At 58.8% G+C, this 22,284-nt stretch carries 19 protein-coding genes and 1 tRNA gene; 4 read left to right on the forward strand and 16 right to left on the reverse strand.

Annotated features, from left to right (window positions below; translation table 11 throughout):
- Window position 1 precedes the first annotated feature (1 nt).
- From BS627_RS18225 to BS627_RS18250, 6 genes are all read right to left on the reverse strand, one after another.
- A complete protein-coding gene (locus BS627_RS18225; RefSeq protein WP_077984571.1) occupies window positions 2-973 on the reverse strand; it encodes an ABC transporter permease in 972 nt (323 codons plus the stop codon).
- Between the two features lie 6 nt (window positions 974-979).
- Entirely contained in the window at window positions 980-2,083 is a 1,104-nt protein-coding gene (locus tag BS627_RS18230; protein ID WP_077984572.1) for an ABC transporter permease, read from the reverse strand.
- A 7-nt stretch (window positions 2,084-2,090) separates the two neighbouring features.
- A complete protein-coding gene (locus tag BS627_RS18235; RefSeq protein WP_077984573.1) occupies window positions 2,091-3,596 on the reverse strand; it encodes an ABC transporter ATP-binding protein in 1,506 nt (501 codons plus the stop codon).
- Window positions 3,597-3,678: 82 nt separating this feature from the next.
- The gene (locus BS627_RS18240; RefSeq protein ID WP_077984574.1) at window positions 3,679-4,671 is read right to left on the reverse strand and encodes a BMP family lipoprotein; all 993 of its coding nucleotides are present in this window, start codon (window positions 4,669-4,671) and stop codon (window positions 3,679-3,681) included.
- A gap of 214 nt (window positions 4,672-4,885) precedes the next feature.
- Window positions 4,886-5,536 (reverse strand): peptide-methionine (S)-S-oxide reductase MsrA, encoded by a 651-nt coding sequence (gene msrA, locus BS627_RS18245; protein WP_077984576.1) that lies wholly within the window; start codon window positions 5,534-5,536, stop codon window positions 4,886-4,888.
- Window positions 5,537-5,611: 75 nt separating this feature from the next.
- Entirely contained in the window at window positions 5,612-5,929 is a 318-nt protein-coding gene (locus BS627_RS18250) for a hypothetical protein (RefSeq protein WP_077984577.1), read from the reverse strand.
- A gap of 220 nt (window positions 5,930-6,149) precedes the next feature.
- Here BS627_RS18250 and BS627_RS18255 point away from each other — a divergent pair.
- The 3 genes from BS627_RS18255 to dnaJ all read left to right on the forward strand — a co-directional run bounded on the left by BS627_RS18255 (window position 6,150) and on the right by dnaJ (window position 9,674).
- Window positions 6,150-6,239 (forward strand) — tRNA-Ser (locus BS627_RS18255).
- A gap of 309 nt (window positions 6,240-6,548) precedes the next feature.
- A complete protein-coding gene (gene dnaK / locus BS627_RS18265; protein ID WP_077984580.1) occupies window positions 6,549-8,450 on the forward strand; it encodes a molecular chaperone DnaK in 1,902 nt (633 codons plus the stop codon).
- 90 nt (window positions 8,451-8,540) lie between these two features.
- Window positions 8,541-9,674: a molecular chaperone DnaJ gene (gene dnaJ, locus BS627_RS18270; protein WP_077984581.1), complete on the forward strand. Its 1,134-nt coding sequence runs from the start codon at window positions 8,541-8,543 to the stop codon at window positions 9,672-9,674.
- Window positions 9,675-9,741: 67 nt separating this feature from the next.
- Here the strand turns inward: dnaJ and BS627_RS18275 are convergent, their stop codons facing one another.
- From BS627_RS18275 to polA, 10 genes are all read right to left on the reverse strand, one after another.
- Entirely contained in the window at window positions 9,742-10,293 is a 552-nt protein-coding gene (locus BS627_RS18275; protein WP_077984583.1) for a DUF924 family protein, read from the reverse strand.
- 13 nt (window positions 10,294-10,306) lie between these two features.
- On the reverse strand, window positions 10,307-10,519 hold the full coding sequence (locus BS627_RS18280) for a SlyX family protein (protein WP_077984626.1): 213 nt from the start codon (window positions 10,517-10,519) through the stop codon (window positions 10,307-10,309).
- A gap of 148 nt (window positions 10,520-10,667) precedes the next feature.
- Window positions 10,668-12,173 carry a tripartite tricarboxylate transporter permease gene (locus BS627_RS18285; RefSeq protein ID WP_077984584.1) on the reverse strand — a complete coding sequence of 502 codons (1,506 nt, stop codon included), beginning with the start codon at window positions 12,171-12,173 and terminating at the stop codon, window positions 10,668-10,670.
- Between the two features lie 9 nt (window positions 12,174-12,182).
- Entirely contained in the window at window positions 12,183-12,644 is a 462-nt protein-coding gene (locus BS627_RS18290) for a tripartite tricarboxylate transporter TctB family protein (protein WP_077984585.1), read from the reverse strand.
- Window positions 12,645-12,744: 100 nt separating this feature from the next.
- On the reverse strand, window positions 12,745-13,728 hold the full coding sequence (locus tag BS627_RS18295) for a tripartite tricarboxylate transporter substrate-binding protein (RefSeq protein ID WP_077984628.1): 984 nt from the start codon (window positions 13,726-13,728) through the stop codon (window positions 12,745-12,747).
- A gap of 197 nt (window positions 13,729-13,925) precedes the next feature.
- Window positions 13,926-15,272: a sigma-54-dependent transcriptional regulator gene (locus BS627_RS18300; RefSeq protein ID WP_077984629.1), complete on the reverse strand. Its 1,347-nt coding sequence runs from the start codon at window positions 15,270-15,272 to the stop codon at window positions 13,926-13,928.
- Entirely contained in the window at window positions 15,269-17,071 is a 1,803-nt protein-coding gene (locus BS627_RS18305; protein WP_165691309.1) for a sensor histidine kinase, read from the reverse strand. The genes BS627_RS18300 and BS627_RS18305 overlap by 4 nt, the downstream gene beginning before the upstream one ends.
- A 186-nt stretch (window positions 17,072-17,257) precedes the next feature.
- Entirely contained in the window at window positions 17,258-17,443 is a 186-nt protein-coding gene (gene rpmF, locus BS627_RS18310; protein ID WP_003507205.1) for a 50S ribosomal protein L32, read from the reverse strand.
- Between the two features lie 171 nt (window positions 17,444-17,614).
- Window positions 17,615-18,355, reverse strand: a complete 741-nt coding sequence (locus tag BS627_RS18315) for a DUF1868 domain-containing protein (RefSeq protein WP_077984587.1) — start codon at window positions 18,353-18,355, stop codon at window positions 17,615-17,617.
- Between the two features lie 75 nt (window positions 18,356-18,430).
- On the reverse strand, window positions 18,431-21,430 hold the full coding sequence (gene polA / locus BS627_RS18320) for a DNA polymerase I (protein WP_077984588.1): 3,000 nt from the start codon (window positions 21,428-21,430) through the stop codon (window positions 18,431-18,433).
- Between the two features lie 415 nt (window positions 21,431-21,845).
- On the opposite strand from polA, the gene BS627_RS18325 reads away from it, so the two are divergent.
- Window positions 21,846-22,280, forward strand: a complete 435-nt coding sequence (locus BS627_RS18325) for a MarR family winged helix-turn-helix transcriptional regulator (RefSeq protein WP_165691310.1) — start codon at window positions 21,846-21,848, stop codon at window positions 22,278-22,280.
- Window positions 22,281-22,284: the final 4 nt, after the last annotated feature.

The following is a 22,284-nucleotide window of genomic DNA, read 5'->3' on the forward strand; positions in this document are numbered from 1 at the left end:
TTTAACGCTCCTTTGCATAGGCAACGCCACCGGCCTTGGGGGGCTTGGCGACGCCGATGAAACCGGCAAGCAGAATGCAGGTCAGAATATAGGGCATGGCCTGGAAAATCTGCACCGGCACTTCGCCGATACCGGGCACGGATTTGCCCTGCATGAAGTTAGCGAAGGCGTCCAGAAAACCGAACAGCAGGCAGGCGAACATGACCGGCACCGGCTTCCATTTCGCGAAGATCAGCGCTGCCAGCGCGATATAGCCCTTGCCCGCCGACATGTTGGCGATGAAGGCCGCCGATTGCGCAACGGCAAGATAGGCACCTGAGAAACCGCAGAGAAAGCCGGCGACGATGACCGCGCGGTAACGCATCCACGTCACCGAAATGCCCGCCGTATCGACGGCACCCGGGTTTTCACCGACAGCGCGCAGTCGCAGGCCGAAACGGGTGCGGTAAAGCACCCACCAGGACAGCGGTACCGCCAGAAATGCCAGATAGGTGAGGATATTGTTGCCGGAAATGACATTGGCATAAAGCGGGCCGATGAAGGGCACCTCACGCATCGCATCCGCGCCGGGCAGGATGATCGGCGCAAAACGGCCCTCTGCCGACAATTGCGGCGTGCGGCCGCCCTGCCCGAACCAGGCCTGCCCCAGAACAACCGTCAGGCCGGCGGCGATGAAATTCAGCGCCACGCCGGATACGATCTGGTTGCCACGGTTAGTGATGACGGCAAAACCATGGGTCAGCGAGAACAGAATGGAGATGGTGATGCCCGCCAGCAGACCGGCCCAGGGATTGGCCGTGATATAGGCCACACAGGCGGAAGCGAAGGCCGCCGCCAGCATCTTGCCTTCAAGGCCGATATCGAACACGCCAGCGCGCTCGGAAAAGAGCCCGGCGAGCGCGGTGAAGAGCAGCGGGATAGTGAGACGGACGGTCGAGCCGAGGATGCTGACCAGCATATCGAAAAAATCCATATCAACTCACCCCTTTGCCAAACGCTGGTAGATGCGCACAACCGCCGGCCGGTACATATATTCCAATGCGCCTGCGAAAAGGATCACCAGACCCTGGATGACAACGATCATCTCACGGGTGATGTTCGGCATCTCGAAAGAAAGATCCGCACCGCCCTGATAGAGAATACCGAACAGCAATGCCGAAAAGATGATGCCAAGCGGATGGCTTCGCCCCATCAGCGACACGGCGATACCGACGAAACCCGCACCGCCGACGAATTCCACCTGCAGGCGGGCGGAAGCGCCCATGACCGGGTTCAGCGCCATCATGCCCGCCAGACCGCCGGAAATCAGCATGGCGATGATGACAGTGCGCGCATAGGGAATGCCGGCATAGACGGCGGCCGACGGGCTGATGCCGAGCGTGCGCATCTCATAACCGAGCTTGGTGCGCCAGATCAGAACCCAGACAAGGAAACACATGACCAGCGCGATGATGAAGGAGACGTTGAATGGCGCCGGCCCGAGCTTGAGGCCGAACAGCGCCATCAGCCAGTCAAGCTTCGGCAATTGCCCGCCCGGCAGAAAGGTGCGTGTTTCCGGCGCCATTTTGCCCGGCACGATCAGCACATTCACCAGCAGATAGACCATCAGCGCAGCCGCGATGAAGTTGAACATGATGGTGGTGATGACAACGTGGCTGCCGCGTTTCGCCTGCAGCCAAGCCGGAATGAAGGCCCAGGCCGCGCCGAAAACCGCAGCGCCGATGACGGCGAATGGCATCGTCACATACCACGGCACGTAACGATCAAGCGCCAGCGCCACCAGCGCAGCGCCCAGCCCGCCAATATAGGCCTGACCTTCGGAGCCGATATTGAAAAGGCCGGCATGGAAAGCCACGGCGACGGAGAGACCGGTGAAGATGAAGCTCGTCGTGTAGAACAGCGTGAAGCCGATGGCGTCGCCGCGGCCGAGCGCTCCTTCGATGAGCAGGCGGAGCGCCGCCAGCGGGTTTTCCCCGATCGACCAGACAACGAGGCCGGAAATCAAGAAGGCGGTGACGACGTTCAGCAACGGCAACAGGCCATAGCTGATCCAGTTTGGTAAGGGAACGGAAGCGGTGCTCATTCATGCCTCATGCGGCGATGCCGGCCATCATCAGGCCCAGCGTCTGTTCTTCGGCTTCCGCCGTTTTCTCTCCAACGATACGGCCGGCGAACATGACCATGATCCGGTCCGAAAGGGAACGGATTTCATCAAGTTCGACCGAAACCAGCAAAATCGCCTTGCCGGCATCGCGCATTTCGATAATGCGGCGATGGATGAATTCGATGGCGCCAATGTCCACGCCGCGGGTCGGCTGGCCGATGATCAGCATCTTCGGGTCGCGTTCGATTTCGCGGGCGACGACGATCTTCTGCTGATTGCCGCCGGAAAAATTGGCGGTCTTCAGCTGCGGGTTCGGCGGGCGGATATCGTATTTCTCGATCTTTTCGACCGCATCCTTGCGGATCGCCTCGGGGTTGAGGAAAGGCCCTTTGCCGTATCGCTCATCATGGTGATAACCGAGGATGGAGTTTTCATATTCCTCGAATTTCAGCACCAGCCCCATATGGTGGCGGTCCTCCGGGATATGCGCGAGGCCGAGCCTGCGCAAAATTGCCGGATCGGGGCGGTCCACCTTCCGGCCATCCACCCATATCTCGCCCGAATAGGGCTTGCGGATCCCGGCTATGGCTTCGAGCAATTCCGACTGACCATTGCCCGCCACACCGGCAATGCCGACGATTTCACCGGCGCGGACATCAAGAGAGACATCATCCACCATGGTGACGCCACGGTTGTCCTTGACAGTCAGATTGCGGATGGAGAGCAGAACATCGCCCGGCGTCGTCTCACCCTTCTCCACCCGGAGCAGCACGCGGCGACCGACCATCAGCTCAGCCAGTTCCTCGACGCTGCTTTCGGACGTCTTGCGGGTTGCCACCATTTCGCCGCGGCGCATGACGGAGACGGAATCCGTGATCGCCATGATCTCGCGCAGCTTGTGGGTGATGAGAATGACGGTCTTGCCCTGCTCACGCAGAACGCCGAGGATCTTGAAAAGGTGATCCGCCTCAGCCGGCGTCAGAACGCCGGTCGGCTCATCGAGGATCAGGATTTCGGCGCCGCGATACATGGCCTTGAGGATTTCGACGCGCTGTTGCAGGCCGACCGGCAGTTCCTCGATCACCGCATCCGGATCGACTTCCAGCCCGTAATCGTCCTCGAGGCGCTTTAGCTCCCTGCGGGCCGCCGCCCGCCCCTTGGCAAGCGATGCGCCGCCTTCTGCACCGAGCATGACGTTTTCCAGCACGGTGAAATTTTCCACCAGCATGAAGTGCTGATGCACCATGCCGATGCCGGCATTAATGGCCGCCTGGCTGTCACGGATCGCGACGGGCGCGCCATTCACCCGGATTTCACCGGCATCCGCCTGGTAAAAACCGTAAAGGATCGACATCAGGGTCGACTTCCCGGCACCGTTTTCCCCGATGATGCCGTGTATCGTACCCTTGGCAACGGTCAGGTTGATATTCTTATTGGCGTGAACGGCACCGAATTTCTTGTCGATGCCCACGAGTTCGATTGCTGGGTCCATACTCAAACCGAAACCTTTCCGAAGGCTGGATATGAAAAGGGCGCAAGATGAAAAACATCATGCGCCCCAGTCAGATATCATATCATTTCGGGCAGGAATTGTCCGCCATATAGTCATGGACCTTGACGGCGCCGGAGATGATATCGGCCTTCGCCTTGTCCACGGCGGCGGTCATTTCCGGCGTGATGAGCGCCTTGTTGTTGTCGTCGAGGGCATAGGCCACGCCATCTTCCTTGACGCCGAGCGCAACGATGCCGGGGGTGAACTTGTCGTCCTTGGCATCCTTGTAGGCGTTATAGACAGCCAGATCGACCCGCTTGACCATCGAGGTCAGAACGGAACCCGGATGCAGATGGTTCTGGTTGGAGTCAACGCCGATGGAGAGCTTCTTGTTATCGGCGGCAGTCTGCAGAACGCCGAGACCAGTCGCACCGGCTGCCGCATAGATCACGTCAGCGCCCTGATCGATCTGGTTCTTGGTGAGTTCACCGCCGCGCACCGGATCGTTCCAGGCTGCACCTGTCGTTCCGGTCATGTTCTGGAAGACTTCGATCTTGTCGTTTGCCGCCTTGGCACCCTGGGCGTAACCACAGGCGAACTTGCGGATCAGCGGAATATCCATGCCGCCGATGAAGCCGACCTTGCCGGTCTTGGAGGCCATGCCGGCCAGAAGACCGACGAGGTAGGAACCTTCATGCTCCTTGTAGACCACGGAGCGGACATTCGGCAGCTCAACGACGGAATCGACGATCACGAACTTGGTGTCGGGGAATTCGGCTGCGACCTTTTCCATGGCCGAGGTCCAGGCGAAAGAAACGGCCACGACCGGGTTGAAGCCCTTGCTGGCGAAGTTGCGGATGGCCTGTTCGCCCTGCGTGTCGCTGGTCGGTTCGAAGTCACGGAAATCGATGCCCGTTTCCGCCTTGAACTTTTCAGCGCCGGCCGCAGCGGCCTCGTTGAACGACTTGTCGAACTTGCCGCCCGTGCCATAGACCAGCGCCGGCTTTATATCGGCAGCCAGCGCGGAAGCCGACATTGCGGCAAGCGCAAAAAGCGTCAGAAGGGATTTTTTCATTGTGCAGCCCTGTTGTTGCAATTGATATTTTAAGGGTCCTCCCGCAATCCCGTTTACCGGGAATGTCTGCGGAACCGCCAGCCGTTATCCCGGCTGTGCTTGCCTCATATCCTTGCATGGCTCAATGAAAAATTCATCCGGTTTTTTTGACCCGGTGGAAAAACTTTATTCTGGCGCTTTTTTGGTCTTTCCACCGGAGCGACTTGCAAAAAAACTAGTCGATATTGCAGCTTACGCCGGTTCCCCTCAGGCCGCAGTAGCCACCGGGGTTCTTGGCAAGATATTGCTGGTGATAGTCCTCGGCGTAATAAAACGTTTCAAGCGGCCCGATCTCGGTGGTGATGGTAGCGCCATGACCGGCATCGTTGAGGGCCTCCTGAAAGGCATCCCGCCCCTTCTGCGCCTGCTGCAACTGCCCTTCCGTCGTCGCGTAGATGGCGGAACGGTAGGTCGTGCCAACATCGTTGCCCTGCCGCATCCCTTGAGTCGGATCATGCTCCTCGAAGAATATCTTCAGCAGGCCCGAAAGCGAGATAACCGCCGGATCGTATACAACCTTGACCACTTCGGCGTGGCCCGTCTGGCCGGTCGTCGTCTCCTGATAGGTGGGGTTGCGGGTGAAGCCGCCGGCATAACCAACCGCCGTCACCCAGACACCCGGCGTTTTCCAAAACAACCGTTCCGCACCCCAAAAGCAGCCCATGCCGAGATAAATGGTTTCAAGTCCCTCAGGATAAGGCCCCTTCAAGGGCCGACCATTGACGAAATGGGCTTCCGGCACCGCAAGCGCCTCTTCACGGCCGGGCAAGGCGGTTTCTTCAGTCGGCATCGTGGTTTTTTTTGAAAGCGTATCGAACAGGAACATTCGGTCCTCCATGCGGCAAGTCCGCCGCTTTTCATGGTTCACGTCTGCGGGCGCATCCTTTCGACAGACACAAAGTCAGGCCGATAAACGCCTCATCGCCTTGTGTTTCCTGTAACCCACCATCCAGCAGAGCAGCGAAAGCGCCAGAGAAACGGCAAATGCAGGCACCGCCGACAGGGCATTTTCAATGAAGCGCCACGCTTCAGGGTGAATATAGTGAGCCAAGGCCGCTTCCACCATGGTGCGGGAAGCAGGAAGAAGATAGTTCCAGACGGACAGGACGCCAGCGATGTTGACCGAGGATGTGGAAACCGAACGGATCGAATCGAGCACGCCCAGAAAAACCGCCGCAACGAGGAAAAGAAAGCTCAAAAACCGCAAAAAAGCTTTCATCAGAGACACCTCGCTTACGATCTGTCGGTCAGACAGACATATTTTCAAATCTATAATGCATCGATAAAGGCGGGAAAACCGGTTTGCAATCGCATCGGAACACAGGAAATTGCCGACATTTCAAAAAACTGTCAGATTCGTGTTGATCCCTGCGAATTCATCGGTATATATCGCGCCGTTCCAGTGATTTGCATTCTTCAAAACATGCAGATTTGAAAAAGGACAGGTGGCCGAGTGGTTTAAGGCGCACGCCTGGAACGCGTGTGTGCGTGAAAGCGTACCGTGGGTTCGAATCCCACCCTGTCCGCCATTTCACCCCACCCCGATACGGTTAAAATCCGGTCTCAACGGGTCGTTCGCCGCGATGCCGACCGGCAACGCCGCGTAGAGCCCGAGCCGCGTTTTCCCGCTTCCGCAAGCCGTGATGGCTATGCTTCTGCACAGACAGGGGTTTCTTGCGCTTTTTTGCTGCGCTTCCCCCTGTCTTGCGCCTTGCAGCAGGAAAAATCGCTCCTTATATACGCCGCATAACAGCAGCGAAGGCTGCAAATCCAAGTCAAGGAGTTGCCACAAGAATGCCTCACGGGGTTCCGGCAGCTCGCTTCAAGGAGAGAAGAGCATGGCAAAAGTAATCGGTATCGACCTTGGCACGACCAATTCCTGCGTCGCAGTGATGGACGGCAAGGACACGAAAGTAATTGAAAACGCGGAAGGCGCGCGCACCACGCCGTCCATGGTGGCATTTTCCGACGATGGCGAACGCCTTGTCGGCCAGCCGGCCAAGCGCCAGGCGGTCACCAACCCGACCAACACCTTGTTTGCGGTCAAGCGCCTGATCGGCCGCCGTTATGAAGACCCGACCGTCGAGAAGGACAAGGCTCTTGTTCCCTTCGAGATCGTCAAGGGTGACAATGGCGACGCATGGGTGAAGGCGCAGGACAAGCCCTATTCCCCTTCGCAGATTTCCGCGATGATCCTTCAGAAGATGAAGGAAACGGCTGAATCTTATCTCGGTGAAAAGGTCGAGAAGGCCGTTATCACCGTTCCCGCCTACTTCAACGATGCGCAGCGCCAGGCAACCAAGGATGCCGGCCGCATTGCAGGTCTCGACGTCCTGCGTATCATCAACGAGCCGACTGCGGCAGCACTCGCTTACGGCCTCGACAAGAAGGACGGCAAGACCATCGCGGTTTACGACCTTGGCGGCGGTACCTTCGATATTTCCGTCCTGGAAATCGGCGACGGCGTCTTCGAAGTGAAGTCCACCAACGGCGATACCTTCCTTGGCGGTGAAGACTTCGACATGCGTCTGGTCGAATATCTGGCCGGCGAGTTCAAGAAGGATCAGGGTATCGACCTGAAGAACGACAAGCTCGCTCTGCAGCGCCTCAAGGAAGCTGCCGAAAAGGCAAAGATCGAACTTTCCTCCTCGCAGCAGACCGAAATCAACCTGCCGTTCATCACGGCCGATGCTTCCGGTCCGAAGCACCTGACGCTGAAGCTGACCCGCGCCAAATTCGAAAGCCTGGTTGACGATCTGGTGCAGCGCACCGTCGCACCGTGTAAGGCAGCGCTCAAGGATGCCGGCGTTTCCGCTTCCGAGATCGACGAAGTCGTTCTCGTCGGTGGCATGAGCCGCATGCCAAAGGTGCAGGAAGTCGTCAAGCAGCTGTTCGGCAAGGAGCCGCACAAGGGCGTGAACCCGGATGAAGTGGTCGCCATGGGCGCCGCCATTCAGGCTGGCGTTCTGCAGGGCGACGTCAAGGACGTTCTGCTGCTCGATGTGACCCCGCTGTCGCTCGGCATCGAAACGCTGGGTGGCGTTTTCACCCGTCTGATCGATCGCAACACGACGATCCCGACCAAGAAGAGCCAGACCTTCTCGACCGCCGAAGACAACCAGTCGGCCGTGACCATCCGCGTCTCGCAGGGTGAGCGCGAAATGGCGCAGGACAACAAGCTGCTCGGCCAGTTCGACCTCGTCGGCCTGCCGCCGGCACCGCGTGGCGTTCCGCAGATCGAAGTGACCTTCGATATCGACGCCAACGGCATCGTGCAGGTTTCGGCGAAAGACAAGGGCACCGGCAAGGAACAGCAGATCCGCATCCAGGCCTCCGGAGGTCTCTCCGACGCCGACATCGAAAAGATGGTGAAGGACGCCGAAGCCAATGCCGAGGCCGACAAGAAGCGTCGTGCGGGTGTGGAAGCCAAGAACCAGGCCGAAAGCCTCATCCACTCCACCGAAAAGTCGGTGAAGGAATATGGCGACAAGGTTTCCGAAACTGACCGCAAGGCTATCGAAGACGCCATTGCCAGCCTGAAGACCGCCGTCGAAGCCGCTGAGCCGGATGCAGACGACATTCAGGCCAAGACCCAGACCCTCATGGAAGTTTCCATGAAGCTTGGTCAGGCCATCTACGAAGCGCAGCAGGCCGAGGCCGGCGATGCTTCCGAAGAAGGCAAGGACGACGTCGTCGACGCCGACTATGAAGAAATCAAGGACGACAAGAAGTCCGCTTAATCGCGTGACTTTCCGTCTCCTGACAATTTATGCAAGACATCCGGCTGCCGACGTGCAGCCGGAAATCCATTTGCGAGGCTTGTTAACTGAATGGCGAAAGCAGACTTTTACGAAACACTTGGCGTCAGCAAGACTGCGGACGAAAAAGAGCTGAAAAGCGCCTTCCGCAAACTCGCGATGAAATACCATCCGGACAAGAACCCGGACGATGCCGATTCCGAACGGAAATTCAAGGAAATCAACGAAGCATACGAGACGTTGAAGGACCCTCAGAAACGAGCGGCCTATGACCGTTTCGGCCACGCCGCATTTGAAAATGGCGGCATGGGCGGCGGCGGCATGGGTGGCGGCGGTTTCGCCAATGGCGGCTTCTCCGACATCTTCGAGGACATCTTCGGCGAGATGATGGGTGGTGGCCGTGCGCGCCGCTCTTCCGGCGGGCGCGAACGCGGCGCCGATCTTCGCTACAACATGGAAATCACGCTGGAAGAGGCCTTCACCGGCAAGACGGCGCAGATCAGGGTTCCTACCTCGATCACCTGTGATGTCTGTTCGGGCTCTGGCGCCAAACCAGGTACACAGCCGAAGACCTGCGCTACCTGTCAGGGTTCCGGCCGCGTGCGCGCAGCACAGGGCTTCTTCTCGGTGGAACGCACCTGCCCCACCTGCCATGGCCGCGGGCAGACGATCTCCGATCCGTGCGGCAAGTGCCATGGTCAGGGCCGTGTAACGGAAGAGCGCTCGCTCTCCGTCAACATTCCCTCGGGCATTGAAGACGGCACCCGCATTCGCTTGCAGGGGGAAGGCGAAGCTGGCATGCGCGGCGGTCCGGCGGGCGATCTTTACATCTTCCTGTCCGTGCGTCCGCATGAATTCTTCCAGCGCGACGGCGCCGACCTTTATTGCACCGTGCCGATCTCCATGACGACGGCGGCGCTCGGCGGCACTTTCGATGTCACGACGCTCGACGGCACCAAATCGCGGGTTACGGTTCCGGAAGGAACCCAGCCGGGCAAGCAGTTCCGTCTGAAAGGCAAGGGTATGCCGGTGCTGCGTTCAGCGCAGACGGGCGACCTTTATATCCAGATTCAGATCGAGACGCCGCAGAAACTCAGCAAGCGGCAGCGCGAGCTGTTGCAGGAATTCGAGCAGCTCTCCTCCAAGGAGAATAATCCGGAATCGACGGGCTTCTTTGCCCGGATGAAGGAATTCTTCGACGGCTGATCGCTGCCGCTTCCCCGCTTTTAGAACGCCGCCGCCATCAGGGAATGGCGGCGTTTTCGTTTCTGGCTCAACCGGAAAAGCCGCCCTCTTCCAGATATTGCCGCTCCTCCGGTGTCGTTTCTCGCAACAATATCTTGTTACGATGCGGAAAGCGGCCGAAACGCTCGATGATATCGCGATGTTCTTCGGCATGGTGAAGATAAAGCCCGCCAAGCGGATAGTTCAGGACGCAGGCACGCTGCTGGGCCTCGATATCTTCGGCATGGGAAAAGGGCAGATAGAAGAACACCCGCAAATCCTCACTCACCGCCTGATCATGCCCGCTGTGGATGGCCTCATCGGCAAAAAGCCGCGCCAGAGGATCGGTCGCATACATGTGCGCGGTGCCGCGAAAGCAGTTGCGCGGAAACTGATCCAGCAGAAGCATCAGCGCGAGGCTGCTTTCCGCGTCCTCCAGCCAGTTGTCCAATTCACGTCTTGCGGCCGCAAAATGGGCGTCGCGTAAACGGTCGTGAAAGCGGTTATCGAAGGCGGCGTCCTTGTCGAACCACTTCTCCGGTCCGGCCTTCTTCCAGAAATCGACGATATCGGCGGCTAGCTCGGCGGTGTCGTTTTTCATTGGCTCTTCCCTGTCAATAATGCGGCGGCCGGGTAATTGCAGGCGCGTCCAGCGATTGCTCTTCGAGGCTCAGAAACCTCTCCGTCAGGCGGTCCAGCTTGGCACGGGTCTGCTCCACCACCTTCCACTGCTCCGCCAGCTGATCAGAGAGTTCTTCTATCACCTTCGCCTGATGCGCGGCCGTTTCCTCGAGTATGATGATGCGTTTTTCGGTTTCCGACGTCATATCGACCTCTCTTTCCAGCCCTTCCTTGGGCGTAAAAGCTTGGGAGTCAACCATATGTCGCTTTGGTGAAGCAAATTCGTCATGGCGATCCGGAAACGAAAAAAGCCGGCGGTGTTTCCATCGCCGGCATCCGAGTCTTTGGCATTCCTCAGTCTTCTTCTACGAAAACCTCTTCGCGTTTCTTCTTCACGCTGGGCAGAAAGACGACGATCAGCACGGCCAACGCGATGAAAAGCAGGGTGGCGCTGATCGGCCGGGTGAAGAAGGTCGATGGATCGCCACGCGACAGAATCATGGCGCGCCGCAGGTTCTCCTCCAGCAGCGGACCGAGCACGAAGCCCAGCAGCAACGGTGCAGGTTCGCAGCGCAGTTTCACCAGCACATAGCCAATGAAGCCGAAGAAGGCGACGGCATACAGATCGAAGACGTTGGAATTGACGCTGTAGACCCCGATGGCGCAGAAGGCCATGATGATGGGGAACAGCACATAATAAGGCACCGTCAGAAGCTTCACCCACAGCCCGATCAGGGGCAGGTTCAGGATGACGAGCATCAGGTTGCCGATCCACATGGAGGCGATGATGCCCCAGAACAGCGCCGGCTGTTCGGTCGCAACGTTCGGACCCGGCACGATACCCTGAATGATCATCGCGCCAATCATCAGCGCCATGACCGGATTGGCGGGAATGCCAAGCGTGAGCAGCGGGATGAAGGAGGTCTGCGCACCCGCGTTGTTTGCGGATTCCGGACCGGCCACCCCGGCCACCGCGCCATGCCCGAATTCTTTCGGGTTCTTGGAGACGCGTTTTTCAACCGTATAGGATGCAAATGCCGCAAGGATGGCACCACCACCCGGCAGAATACCTAGTGCCGAACCGATGACAGTGCCGCGCAACACCGGACCGATCATGGCCTTGAAGTCCTCCTTCGACGGCATCAGGCTGCTGACTTTGGCGATCAGCACAGAGCGGGTCCGCTCGTTTTCGAGATTGCGCAGGATCTCGGCGATACCGAAGACGCCAACGGCCACAGCCACAAAGTTCAGACCGTCGGCATACTCGCGAATACCGAGAGTGAAGCGCGGCGTGCCGCTGTAAATATCCGTGCCGACCAGACCGAGCAGCAGGCCGAGCACGACCATGGCCAGAGCCTTGACGATGGAGCCATGGGCGAGCGCAATGGATGAGACGAGGCCCACGACCATCAGCGAGAAATATTCTGCCGCGCCGAACTCCAGCGCTATCGCCGTCAAGGGCGGCGCGAAGATCGCCACAAGGAAGGTGGATACCGTGCCGGCAAAGAACGAGCCGATGGCGGCGATGGCAAGAGCAGCCCCCGCCTTGCCTTTGCGCGCCATCTGATAGCCATCGATGGCGGTAACGGCAGAGGAGGATTCGCCGGGCATGTTGATCAGGATGGCCGTGGTCGAGCCACCATATTGCGCGCCGTAATAAATGCCGGCGAGCATGATCAGCGACGAGACCGGTTCGAGCTGGAAGGTAATCGGCAGCAGCATGGCGATGGTCGCCGTCGCACCGATGCCGGGCAGCACGCCGATCAAAGTGCCGAGCAACACGCCGATAAGGCAGAAGAACAGGTTTGCCAGCGAAGAAGCCGTGACGAAACCGAGAGCGAGATTATCGAGCAAATCCATCACGGCACCTCAAAATTTAAGCCAGGGACCGAAGCGCTGGAACGGCAGGCCGAGACCGTAGTTAAAAACAGCGACGGAAAAGACCGTGATCGCCGCGGAAAGAATGACCGCCATGACCGGGCTCATCTTGTGCGAGGCGAAGGAAGCGATGAGGGCGCTGAAAAAAAGTGCCGGAACGAAACCGAGACCCCGGACAGTGAGGCCGAAGAAGATCGGGGCGGGCAGAATGAAAAATATCCCCCGCCAGGCAATCGCGCCGATAGCCTCACCCTGTATGCGCGTGGACCGTATGAATATCACCCCACCGAGCAGGACCAGAATGATCGCCAAAACAAGCGGGAAATAGCCGGGTCCCATTCGGAATGCGCTCCCAATCTCCAGCCCATAGGACTGCAGGGCAAAAAATGCGCCAAGCCCGATAAAAATTGCCCCGCAGACTGCTTCGGCAGGGTCAATAAAAAACGACTTCATGAAAGATGCCCCTCCACTGCGGCCGGCAACCCACCGTCCCGCGCGTTAAATCGATGGCAAAAAACCGGCGGCATGACGCCGCCGGTAATTCTTTCAGCCATCAGTCGGCATATTGGCCGGCAGCTTCGATCACCGGCTTCCAGCGGGCGATTTCGCTTTCAAGCTTGGCCTTCAGCGCCGCAGGCGTCGCATCGCTTTCAGAGGAAGGCGTGGTGCCGAGTTCAGCAAAACGAGCTACGACATTCTCGTCCTTCAGCGCGGCCTGCAGCGATTTGGAGAGCTTTTCGTTGATTTCGGCAGACGTGCCCTTCGGCGTATAGATGCCGTGCCAGATACCTACTTCGAGCTTCGGCAGGCCTGCTTCGACAACCGTCGGCACATCCGGAAGCACGTCCAGCCGCTTGGCCGTGGTTACGGCATAGGCTTTCACGGTTCCGCCCTGAATCTGCTTGGTGGTGTTGGTGGTCTGGTCGCACATGATGTCGACCTGGCCGCCGAGAAGATCGGTCATGGCCGGACCTGTGCCCTTATAGGGAACGGTGACAAGCGGTGTCTCTATGGCGCTCATGAACAGCATGCCGCACAGATGCGAGGCGGCGCCGATGCCGGCATTGGCGACGGTCACCTTGTCCTTGTTCGCCTTGGCATAGTCGATCAGACTTTTCAGATCCGTCGTCTCGAGGGTCTTGCGCGACAGGATGGTCATCGGCACTTCGGTGACCAGACCGACATATTCAAAGGCGTTCAGCGTGTCATAGGCGAGCTTGCGGTAGAGCGTGGCGCTGGTCGCCATGCCGATATGGTGGAGAAGAACGGTATAACCGTCCGGATCGGCCGATGCCACGCGACCAGCACCCAGCGTGCCGCCTGCGCCGCCGACATTTTCGACGATGATCTGCTGGCCGAGGTCCTTCGACATGGATTCAGCGACAAGACGCGCGACCGTATCCGTGGGGCCGCCAGCGGAAAAGGGCACGACCATGGTGATATTGCGCTCTGGATAGTTCTGAGCGGATGCGGACAGCGCAAAAAGGGAAACGGCAGCGGCAGCAGCAAGGCCGGTGACTGTCTTCAGTATTTTCATCGATTCCTCCCGGATGAAAATGTTCGCCACTTCAGCCGCGCATGCTCCTCCATGGCGACCGGGGTGAGATATTTGCGATCCGGGATCACCGTTCAGCAATGGCGGTCTTGTCGTGCGGTGCGCTTTTATTGCCATCCCGGACGGCAATGGGTGGATTTCTACCCATAAGGAATGATCTATGGGTGGAAATCCACCCATCAGACCTCGGTCATGTGCCGGTGCAGGCCGTATTTCTGCATTTTTTCGTAGAGCGTTTTGCGCGAAATGCCGAGATTTTCATAAACGGATTTCAGATTTCCGCCGTGCACGGCGATTGCGTGTGCGATCAGGCTTTTTTCATAAGCCGCAACCCGTGTGGCAAGGGCCGCTTTTCCGTCATCATGAAACGGCAGGGAGGCTTCGGACACATCGCTTTCCAGACCGAGAACGAAACGGTCTGCGGCATTGCGCAGTTCACGCACGTTGCCCGGCCACTCACGCAGGGAGACGGCCGAAAGCAGACTTTGCGGCACCTCCATGTCTTCCCGCCCGTAGCGGGCAGCGGCTTCCCGCACGAGATGCAGGAAAAGTAACGGTATATCTGCACTGCGCTGCGAGAGCGACGGCACGAGAAGTGTCGCCACGTTGAGCCGATAAAGAAGATCCGCACGGAACCGACCGGCCGCGACTTCCTGTTCCAGATCGACCTTGCTGGTGGCGATAAAACGGACATCGAGTTCGACCGTTTCATTCGAGCCGAGACGGGTAATCACCCGTTCCTGCAAGACACGCAGGAAGCGGCCCTGCAATTCGAAGGGCATGGAGCCGATCTCATCCAGCAATATGGTGCCGCCGCGAGCATGTTCGAACTTGCCGTAGCGCGGGCGCAGCGCACCAGGGAAGGCGCCTGCCTCATGACCGAACAACTCGCTTTCGATCAACGTCTGCGGAAGGGCGGCGCAATTGATCGCCACGAATGGCCGGTTGGCCCTGGCGCTGATATCGTGAAGCGCGCGCGCCACGACCTCCTTGCCGGCGCCCGTGTCACCGACGATCAGCGTATCGGCGTCCGTCGCACCGATAGCGCGGATACGATACCGCAGATCGACCATGATCTGGGTTCTGCCGGGTAGGCGTGTTTCGAGATCGTCATGCTTGCCTGCCACCGCCTTGAGACGGCGGTTTTCCAGCACCAGCGCCCGCCGATCATTGGCCCTTTTGATGATGCCGGCGAGATATTGCGGCGTGAACGGCTTTTCGATGAAATCATAAGCGCCGTTGCGCATGGCGTTGACCGCGAGCTGCACATCGCCATGGCCTGTCATCAGGATGACAGGTATCTCCGCATCAAGCTCCCGCACCTTCTGCAGCAGCGTCATGCCATCCATGCCGGGCATCCTGATATCGCTGACCACCACGCCGTCGAAGCTGTAGCCGATGAGTTCGAGCGCATGTTCGGCGCTTGCGAGCATGGTGACGTCACAGCCTGAGAGCTCCAGCGCCTGCGCCGTGGAAAAGCGCAGCTCTTCCTCATCATCGATCAACAGAACCCGCGACATGGTCATTCCGCAGCCGCCTCCACGCGCCACGCGGCGGCTGGCAATTCGATCTCGAACTCCGCCCCGCCGTCTTCATGGTTTCTGACGCGCAGCTGGCCGCCAAAATCCTTGATGATATTATAGGAGATGGACAGGCCAAGACCGAGGCCGCGCCCCACACCCTTGGTGGTGAAGAAGGGATCGAAAATACGTTCTGAAATCGCCGCCGGCACGCCCGGACCGCGATCACGAATGAAAATCGACACCGACTGGCCATGCTGCAAGGCCCGCAGCGCAATGCGGCGATCCTCGCGCCCCTCCACCGCATCGGCAGCATTGGAGATGATGTTGACGAGCACCTGCTGCAGCCGCACCGGGCCGGCCTTCACGGCAAGCGGCACCCGACCGAGATCCACATCCAGCACCGCATCGGCGGCCTTCAGCCGCGCGCCGACGATTTCGAGCGTATCGCGAAGGACAGCTTCGAGACTTACCGCGGCCGTTTTTTCATTGGGTTTACGGGCGAAATTCCTGAGATGTTTGCTGATGGAGGCCATACGGTCGATAAGGCCCGAAATGCGCCTGAGGTTTTCTGTCACCTCCTCCAGCCGTCCCCGTTCCACGAGAAGCGAGGCGTTTTCGGTATAATTCTTGGCGGCTGCGAGCGGCTGGTTGAACTCATGCGACAACGCCGCCGACATCTGGCCGAGCGCTGCGAGCTTGCCCGCCTGCACCAGCTCGTTCTGCATCTTGCGCAACTGTTTTTCCGTCTGGCGGCGCTCGGCGACTTCGTGTTCGATCTCCTGATTGACCCGCGCCAGATCGGCAGTGCGCTCCTCCACCCGGCGTTCCAGCTCCGCCTGCGCCTCCGCCTGATGGGTCAGGCGTTCGCGCAGACGACGACGCCTTTGCAGCATGGCGGCGATGAGGGCGGCAGCAAGACACAGGCAGAGGATGATGGCTATCATCGCCGTCTTCACCTGCGTTCGGAGGGAACCCGTGTCCATCAGCACACTGACTGTCCAGCCCGCGTCGGGCATCGGCTGCGACAGGACCATATATTCCCTTTCACCGTCATTTTGGGTGATTGTCATCAGTTGATGGGAGCCAAAGTTGCCGTTTTTCACCGGCAACTCCTTCAGCGTTGCATTGGCGTAGCGGCGAGAAGTCTCCGTGCGCGCCAGCCTCTCGGGCGTCAGCGGCATCAGGCCGGAATAAAGCCATTGCGGCGTTCCAGTCATGAAGATGATGCCTTCCGGGTCCGATACCAGAATTCGGTTCTCGCCATTGCCGAAGGAGGCTTCTATGCCTTCAATGTCGACCTTAAAGACGATGACGCCCTTGATCTCCTCATTAAAAAGGATGGGCGCCGAAAAATAATAGCCACGCTTGTGGGACGTGGTGCCAAGCGCGAAGAACCGCGACTGGAAACCTTTGGCGGCGTCCTGAAAATAGGGACGATAGCTGAAATTCTCACCGACGAAGCTGGTCGGACCATCATAGTTGCTGGCGGCGATTGTCTCCCCATCCAGCGTGATGATGTAAATATCGGAGGATTCCAGCAGGGTGTTGATGGATTTGAGATAGACATTAGCGCGCTGGCGCAGTTCGGCATCCTTGGGATGTGCGACCAGTTCCTCAATGTCGTCATGATCGGCGATCAGGGCCGGCAGCGGCTCGTAGCGGCTCAAAAGCCCGCCGAGGGCGGAAACGGCCAGCCGCAGAGTGGTGCGGCCCTGATCGGACATTTCGCCGAAATAGCTTTCCGCAATAATGCCGCCACCTCTGGTCACGGCGCCATAACCGAGGCCGAGGCTGAGAAGCATCAACAAAATCCAGCGATATTTCACCGAAGCTCCCCGCCTTTTGCAGGCATCGAAACCTGCTCTCTCTAAAAGAGTGTAGGAGGAGTGGCCGAATTTTCCAAGTGAGCGGAAAAGACAGCAGAACGGCCCTCAAAACAAAAAACCGGCCACGGGGGCCGGTTTTTGCATAGATGCTTTCAGAAAAGCTTATGCGCTTTCCTTCGGCGTCAGAACCTGACGGCCGCGATACATACCGGTCTTCAGATCGATATGGTGCGGACGGCGCAGTTCGCCGGAGTTCTTGTCTTCAACGTAGGTTGCAGACTTGAGACCGTCAGCCGAGCGGCGCATGCCGCGCTTGGACGGGCTTGTTTTTCTTTTTGGTACAGCCATTTTTGTTACTCCACTTAAGCGGCGAAACAACGGAACCGGCCAGAACCAAAGGCCGAATGTCGGATGTCTCGATATCGGAAATTTGGCGCGCTTATACATGCCCAAACGGGCTTTGACCAGCCCTGATGCGCATTTTTTCCGATTCAGGGAAATCAGCGCGGCAGGCCTGTCTCAGATATCGGAAATCACAGGCGCGGGTTTATCGAAAACAACGAGTTCCTTGAAGTGGTTCATATCCTTGAATTCACAGAAAGCTGGCGGTCGCATCTCTATGACCGGCGCGGCAGCGCGCAGTTTTTCAAGTTCTTCATCCAGCATGGCCTGCCAGCGCGGCAGGGATTCCGGCTCGAACCAGCTGATGATGTAAGACAGGGTGATGTGAAATTCGTAGGTTTCATGATCCGGGTGGCGATAGCCGAACAACTTGGCAAATTCATCCCGCCAGAGAGCCACGATCCGGTCATCCTCGGCCGTAGCACCCTTCATGACAAGGCCCGTCGGGCGCAGGCCCGTCACCTGCATGCTGAATGCCGGCAGGGCCGGAAAGGCGAAGAGCCGGTCGCGATAATAATCGGTCATCACGTCAATCGGCGTATCGAGAGGAATGTTTTCCGGCCAGTAGGGCAAGGCGCGGCGGAACTCGATGATGCCCTGAAACACGGTCATATGCAGGCTGGAAATCGGCGTGAAGGCAAGCTGCGACGCCTCCGGCATGTCCAGAAAGCGCTGGCGGGTTGCGATGATCGCTTTTTCGGTCTGCGATCCGCTGGCGAGATGGCTTACAACGGTATTGCCGGGCTCCGGCAAAAACTCGCCATCCGCATTGAAGCGGCTGCCGAGATGGCGCGGCGGCTGATCGTGGTTGGCGACGGAAATATAGTCGAGATCTTTCGAGACCCGCGGGGCGTGCATGGGAAACTCCTTGTGAGACGTTTCCCCTAGTCCCCGCACGCGACAAAGTAATGACATCCGCCGCTCATTGACCGATCAATGCGCCTCATCCCAATTGTCCGCCGCGCGGGCGTCCACTTTCAGCGGCACCCTCATGGAAATCGCCGGCATGGCCGCATTTTCCATGACGGAGACGACGACCGGCAGGGTCTTTTCGATTTCCGCTTCCTCGACTTCGAAGATGAGTTCGTCATGCACCTGCAAAAGCATGCGGGCGGAAAGCTTTTCCGCCTCCAGCGCCGGCTCGATGCGGACCATGGCCCGGCGGATGATATCGGCGGCCGAGCCCTGGATCGGCGCGTTGATGGCCGCGCGCTCATTGAAGGCTTTTACCGAAGGATTGGAGGAGCGGATTTCCGGATAATGGGCGCGGCGGCCAAAAATCGTCTCGACATAGCCGTTTTCGCGCGCGAAGGCTTTGGTCGCTTCCATGTAATCGCGAATGCCGGGAAAACGCTCGAAATATTTCTTGATATAGTCGCCTGCTTCGGAGCGGGCGATACCAAGCTGATTGGCGAGACCGAAGGCGGATATGCCGTAGATGATGCCGAAATTGATCGCCTTGGCGCGGCGGCGCACTTCCGACGGCATGCCTTCAACCGGCACGCCGAACATTTCCGATGCCGTCATGGCATGAATGTCGATGCCGTTTTCAAAGGCGTTCCGAAGCTGCGGAATATCGGCGACATGGGCAAGCACGCGCAGTTCGATCTGGCTGTAGTCGGCCGACAGAAGCTTGTGACCGGGCGTGGAAATGAAAGCCGTGCGAATCTTGCGGCCTTCCGCTGTGCGAACCGGGATGTTCTGAAGGTTCGGCTCCGAGGAGGACAGGCGTCCCGTGGTGGTGGAGGCGAGCGCATAGGACGTATGCACCCGCTTCGTCTCGGGATGGATATATCCCGGCAGCGCATCTGTATAGGTCGATTTCAACTTCGTCAGCTGCCGCCAGTCGACGATCTTGCGCGGCAGTTCGGCACCTTCCGCTGCCAGATCTTCCAGAACCTGCGCCGATGTTGACCATTGGCCGGTCTTGGTTTTCGAGCCGCCGGGCAGACCCATCCTGCCGAACAGAATATCGCCGAGCTGCTTTGGCGATCCGATGTTGAAGCGCTCGCCCGCCAGCTCGTAGATTTCCTCTTCGAAGGATGCGGCCTTCTGGGCGAGTTCGCCGGAAAGGCGTGACAGGATTTGACGGTCCACGGTGATGCCGCGCTCTTCCATATGCGCCAAAACCGGCACGAGGGGACGTTCCAGCCGCTCATAAACCTTGGTCAGCCGTTCCGAGACAAGCCTCGGCTTCAGCGCCATCCAGAGCCGCAGGGTCACATCGGCATCTTCCGCAGCATAAGCGGTGGCCTTGTCGATGTCGACAAAATCGAAGGTGATGCTCGACTTGCCCGATCCCGCCACGTCCTTATAGGCGATCGGCGTGTGACCCAACCAGCGTTCGGACAGCGTATCCATGCCATGCGTCGTCTTGCCGGCTTCGAGCACATAGGAAATCAGCATCGTATCGTCGAAGCTGCGCATAACCACACCGTGGCGTTTCATCAGCAGGTAATCGTATTTGAGGTTCTGCGCGACCTTGAGGACAGCCTCGTCCTCAAGCAGGTCCTTCAGACGCTCCAGAGCTTCGGCAAAGGGCACCTGCCCTTCGGCGAGCTTGATGCCATCACTGAAGAGATCGCCACCTGAACCGGTCTTGTGGGTCAAGGGAACATAGGCGGCGCGGATATCCGTGCCCGAGGCATCCTTGCCATTATCGGCAATGGCCAGCGAAAAACCGACCAGGTCCGCCTGCATCGGGTCGAGCGAGGTCGTTTCCGTATCGAAGGCGACGACACCCGTCTCCCGGGCCGCCGCGATCCAGCGGTCGAGCGTCGCAAGGTCCCTGATCGTCAGATAGGCGGTCGTATCGATCTTGGCGGCGGAAAAAAGCGCCTGTCGCGCTGCGGCGAGATCAGCGGGCGCGCTACCCTCCCCCGTTACTTTCCTTGCCGGAGCGGCAGGCGAAGCCGAACCGCCAGCGGCGCTTGTGGCCACTTCGCCAGCGTTCACGGCAGCGGCTGGCGCATCCAAATCGGGACCATGGGCTTCGGCGCCCCATTGTACCGGCACATTGGCGGGATCGATGGCGGAAGCGTCGGTTTCGGTCGCCTCGGCAACCCGGCGTGTTAGCGTCGTGAACTCCATCGCCTTCAGGAAGGCGATCAGTTTCGGGCCGTTCTGTGGTTCGAGCACCAGCGCTTCGAGAGACTGATCCAGCGGCACATCGGTTCTGAGTGCCACGAGCTGTCTGGAAAGGCGGGCAAGCTCCGCATTGGCGATGATATTTTCCCGGCGCTTCTGCTGCTTGATTTCGCCTGCCCGCGCCAGCAGCGTATCGAGATCGCCGTATTCCTCCAGCAATTGTGCCGCCGTCTTCGGGCCGATGCCAGGAATGCCAGGAACATTGTCAGTCGAATCGCCCGTCATTGCCTGCAGGTCGATCATCTTTTCCGGGCCTACGCCCCACTTCTCGACAACGTCCGGAACGCCGATCTGCTTGTCCTTCATGGCGTCGTACATATGTACATTAGCCGTGACGAGCTGCATCAGATCCTTGTCGGAGGAGATGATGGTGACATCGGCTCCGATCGCCTCGGCCTGCCGGGCATAGGTGGCGATGATATCGTCCGCCTCGAAGCCTTCCGTCTCAATGCAGGGAAGGTTAAAGGCGCGCGTCGCCTCACGGATCAGGCCGAATTGCGGCACCAGATCTTCCGGCGGCGCGGTACGGTTGGCCTTGTAGAGATCGTAAAGTTCGTTGCGGAAGGTCTTCGACGAATAGTCGAAAATCACCGCAAAATGCGTCGGAGTCACACCGACATCGGTGTTGCGGGCATCCTTCAGAAGCTTCCACAACATGTTGCAGAAGCCCGAGACGGCGTTGACCGGCAGCCCGTCCGACTTGCGGTTCAGCGGCGGAATTGCATGGAAGGCCCGGAAAATGAAACCGGAACCGTCAACGAGGAAGAGATGATCGCCTTTTTTCATGGGTAGCATGGATAGCGCGGGGCCGTTTTGGCGTCTACCGAAACTTCGCGCAACGCACCGTAAAGAGCGGGGAATGAGGCGGTAGCATAGGCCTGCAAAATTCACCTGAACGTTACCGATTTGTAATCCGACTTTCCCTTGAAAAGCCGCATTTGGAGACACATTTCTCAGTGGACGGCGCCTGATCACGCCGTAGTCTGATAGCTGGCTCGTCCCCCGCCGCGTCAGACCGGACAAAGGCCTTTCCCCCTCTCCGGGCCTTTGTCCTCCAATATGACCGCCATGGCCGACCCCTCCCGGCCATGGCGGTTTTGTTTTATGCACTATTTCGGTCTGGCTTAAACATATCATGCGATATATATCGCGCTATCGAATTGCCGGGCTGAGCCGGCCGTGATGCTTTATGGGCGGAAGAATGGGTTTTTCCCGGGACGAATCGGCAATCTATCTCGCTTCGAGAATGGCGCGGGAATTCACCATGGCGCTGCAGAAAAGAGCCGCCGCCCTGGGTTTCTCGCCCGGGCAATTCCCCATCCTCATCGAACTCTGGCATGAGGACGGCCTGACGCAGCGGCAATTGCTGGATCGGATCGATGTCGAACAGGCGACGCTCGCCAATACGCTCTCGCGCATGGAGCGCGATGGGCTGATCGTCCGCAAATCCCATCCAAGCGACCGCCGTGCCCAGATCATCGAACTGACCCAGCGCGGCAGGGATCTGGAAGCCAACGCCATTGCCGCCTCCGAAGCCACCGAAGATACGTTGCTCAAGGATTTCCGGCGTTTCGAGAGGCAGCTTCTACTGGAATATATGCGCCGGGCGATCGAAAGCGCCAAAAAAGCGAAATAGCATT

The sequence above is a fragment of the Agrobacterium salinitolerans genome, from assembly GCF_002008225.1.
Lineage (GTDB): Bacteria > Pseudomonadota > Alphaproteobacteria > Rhizobiales > Rhizobiaceae > Agrobacterium > Agrobacterium salinitolerans.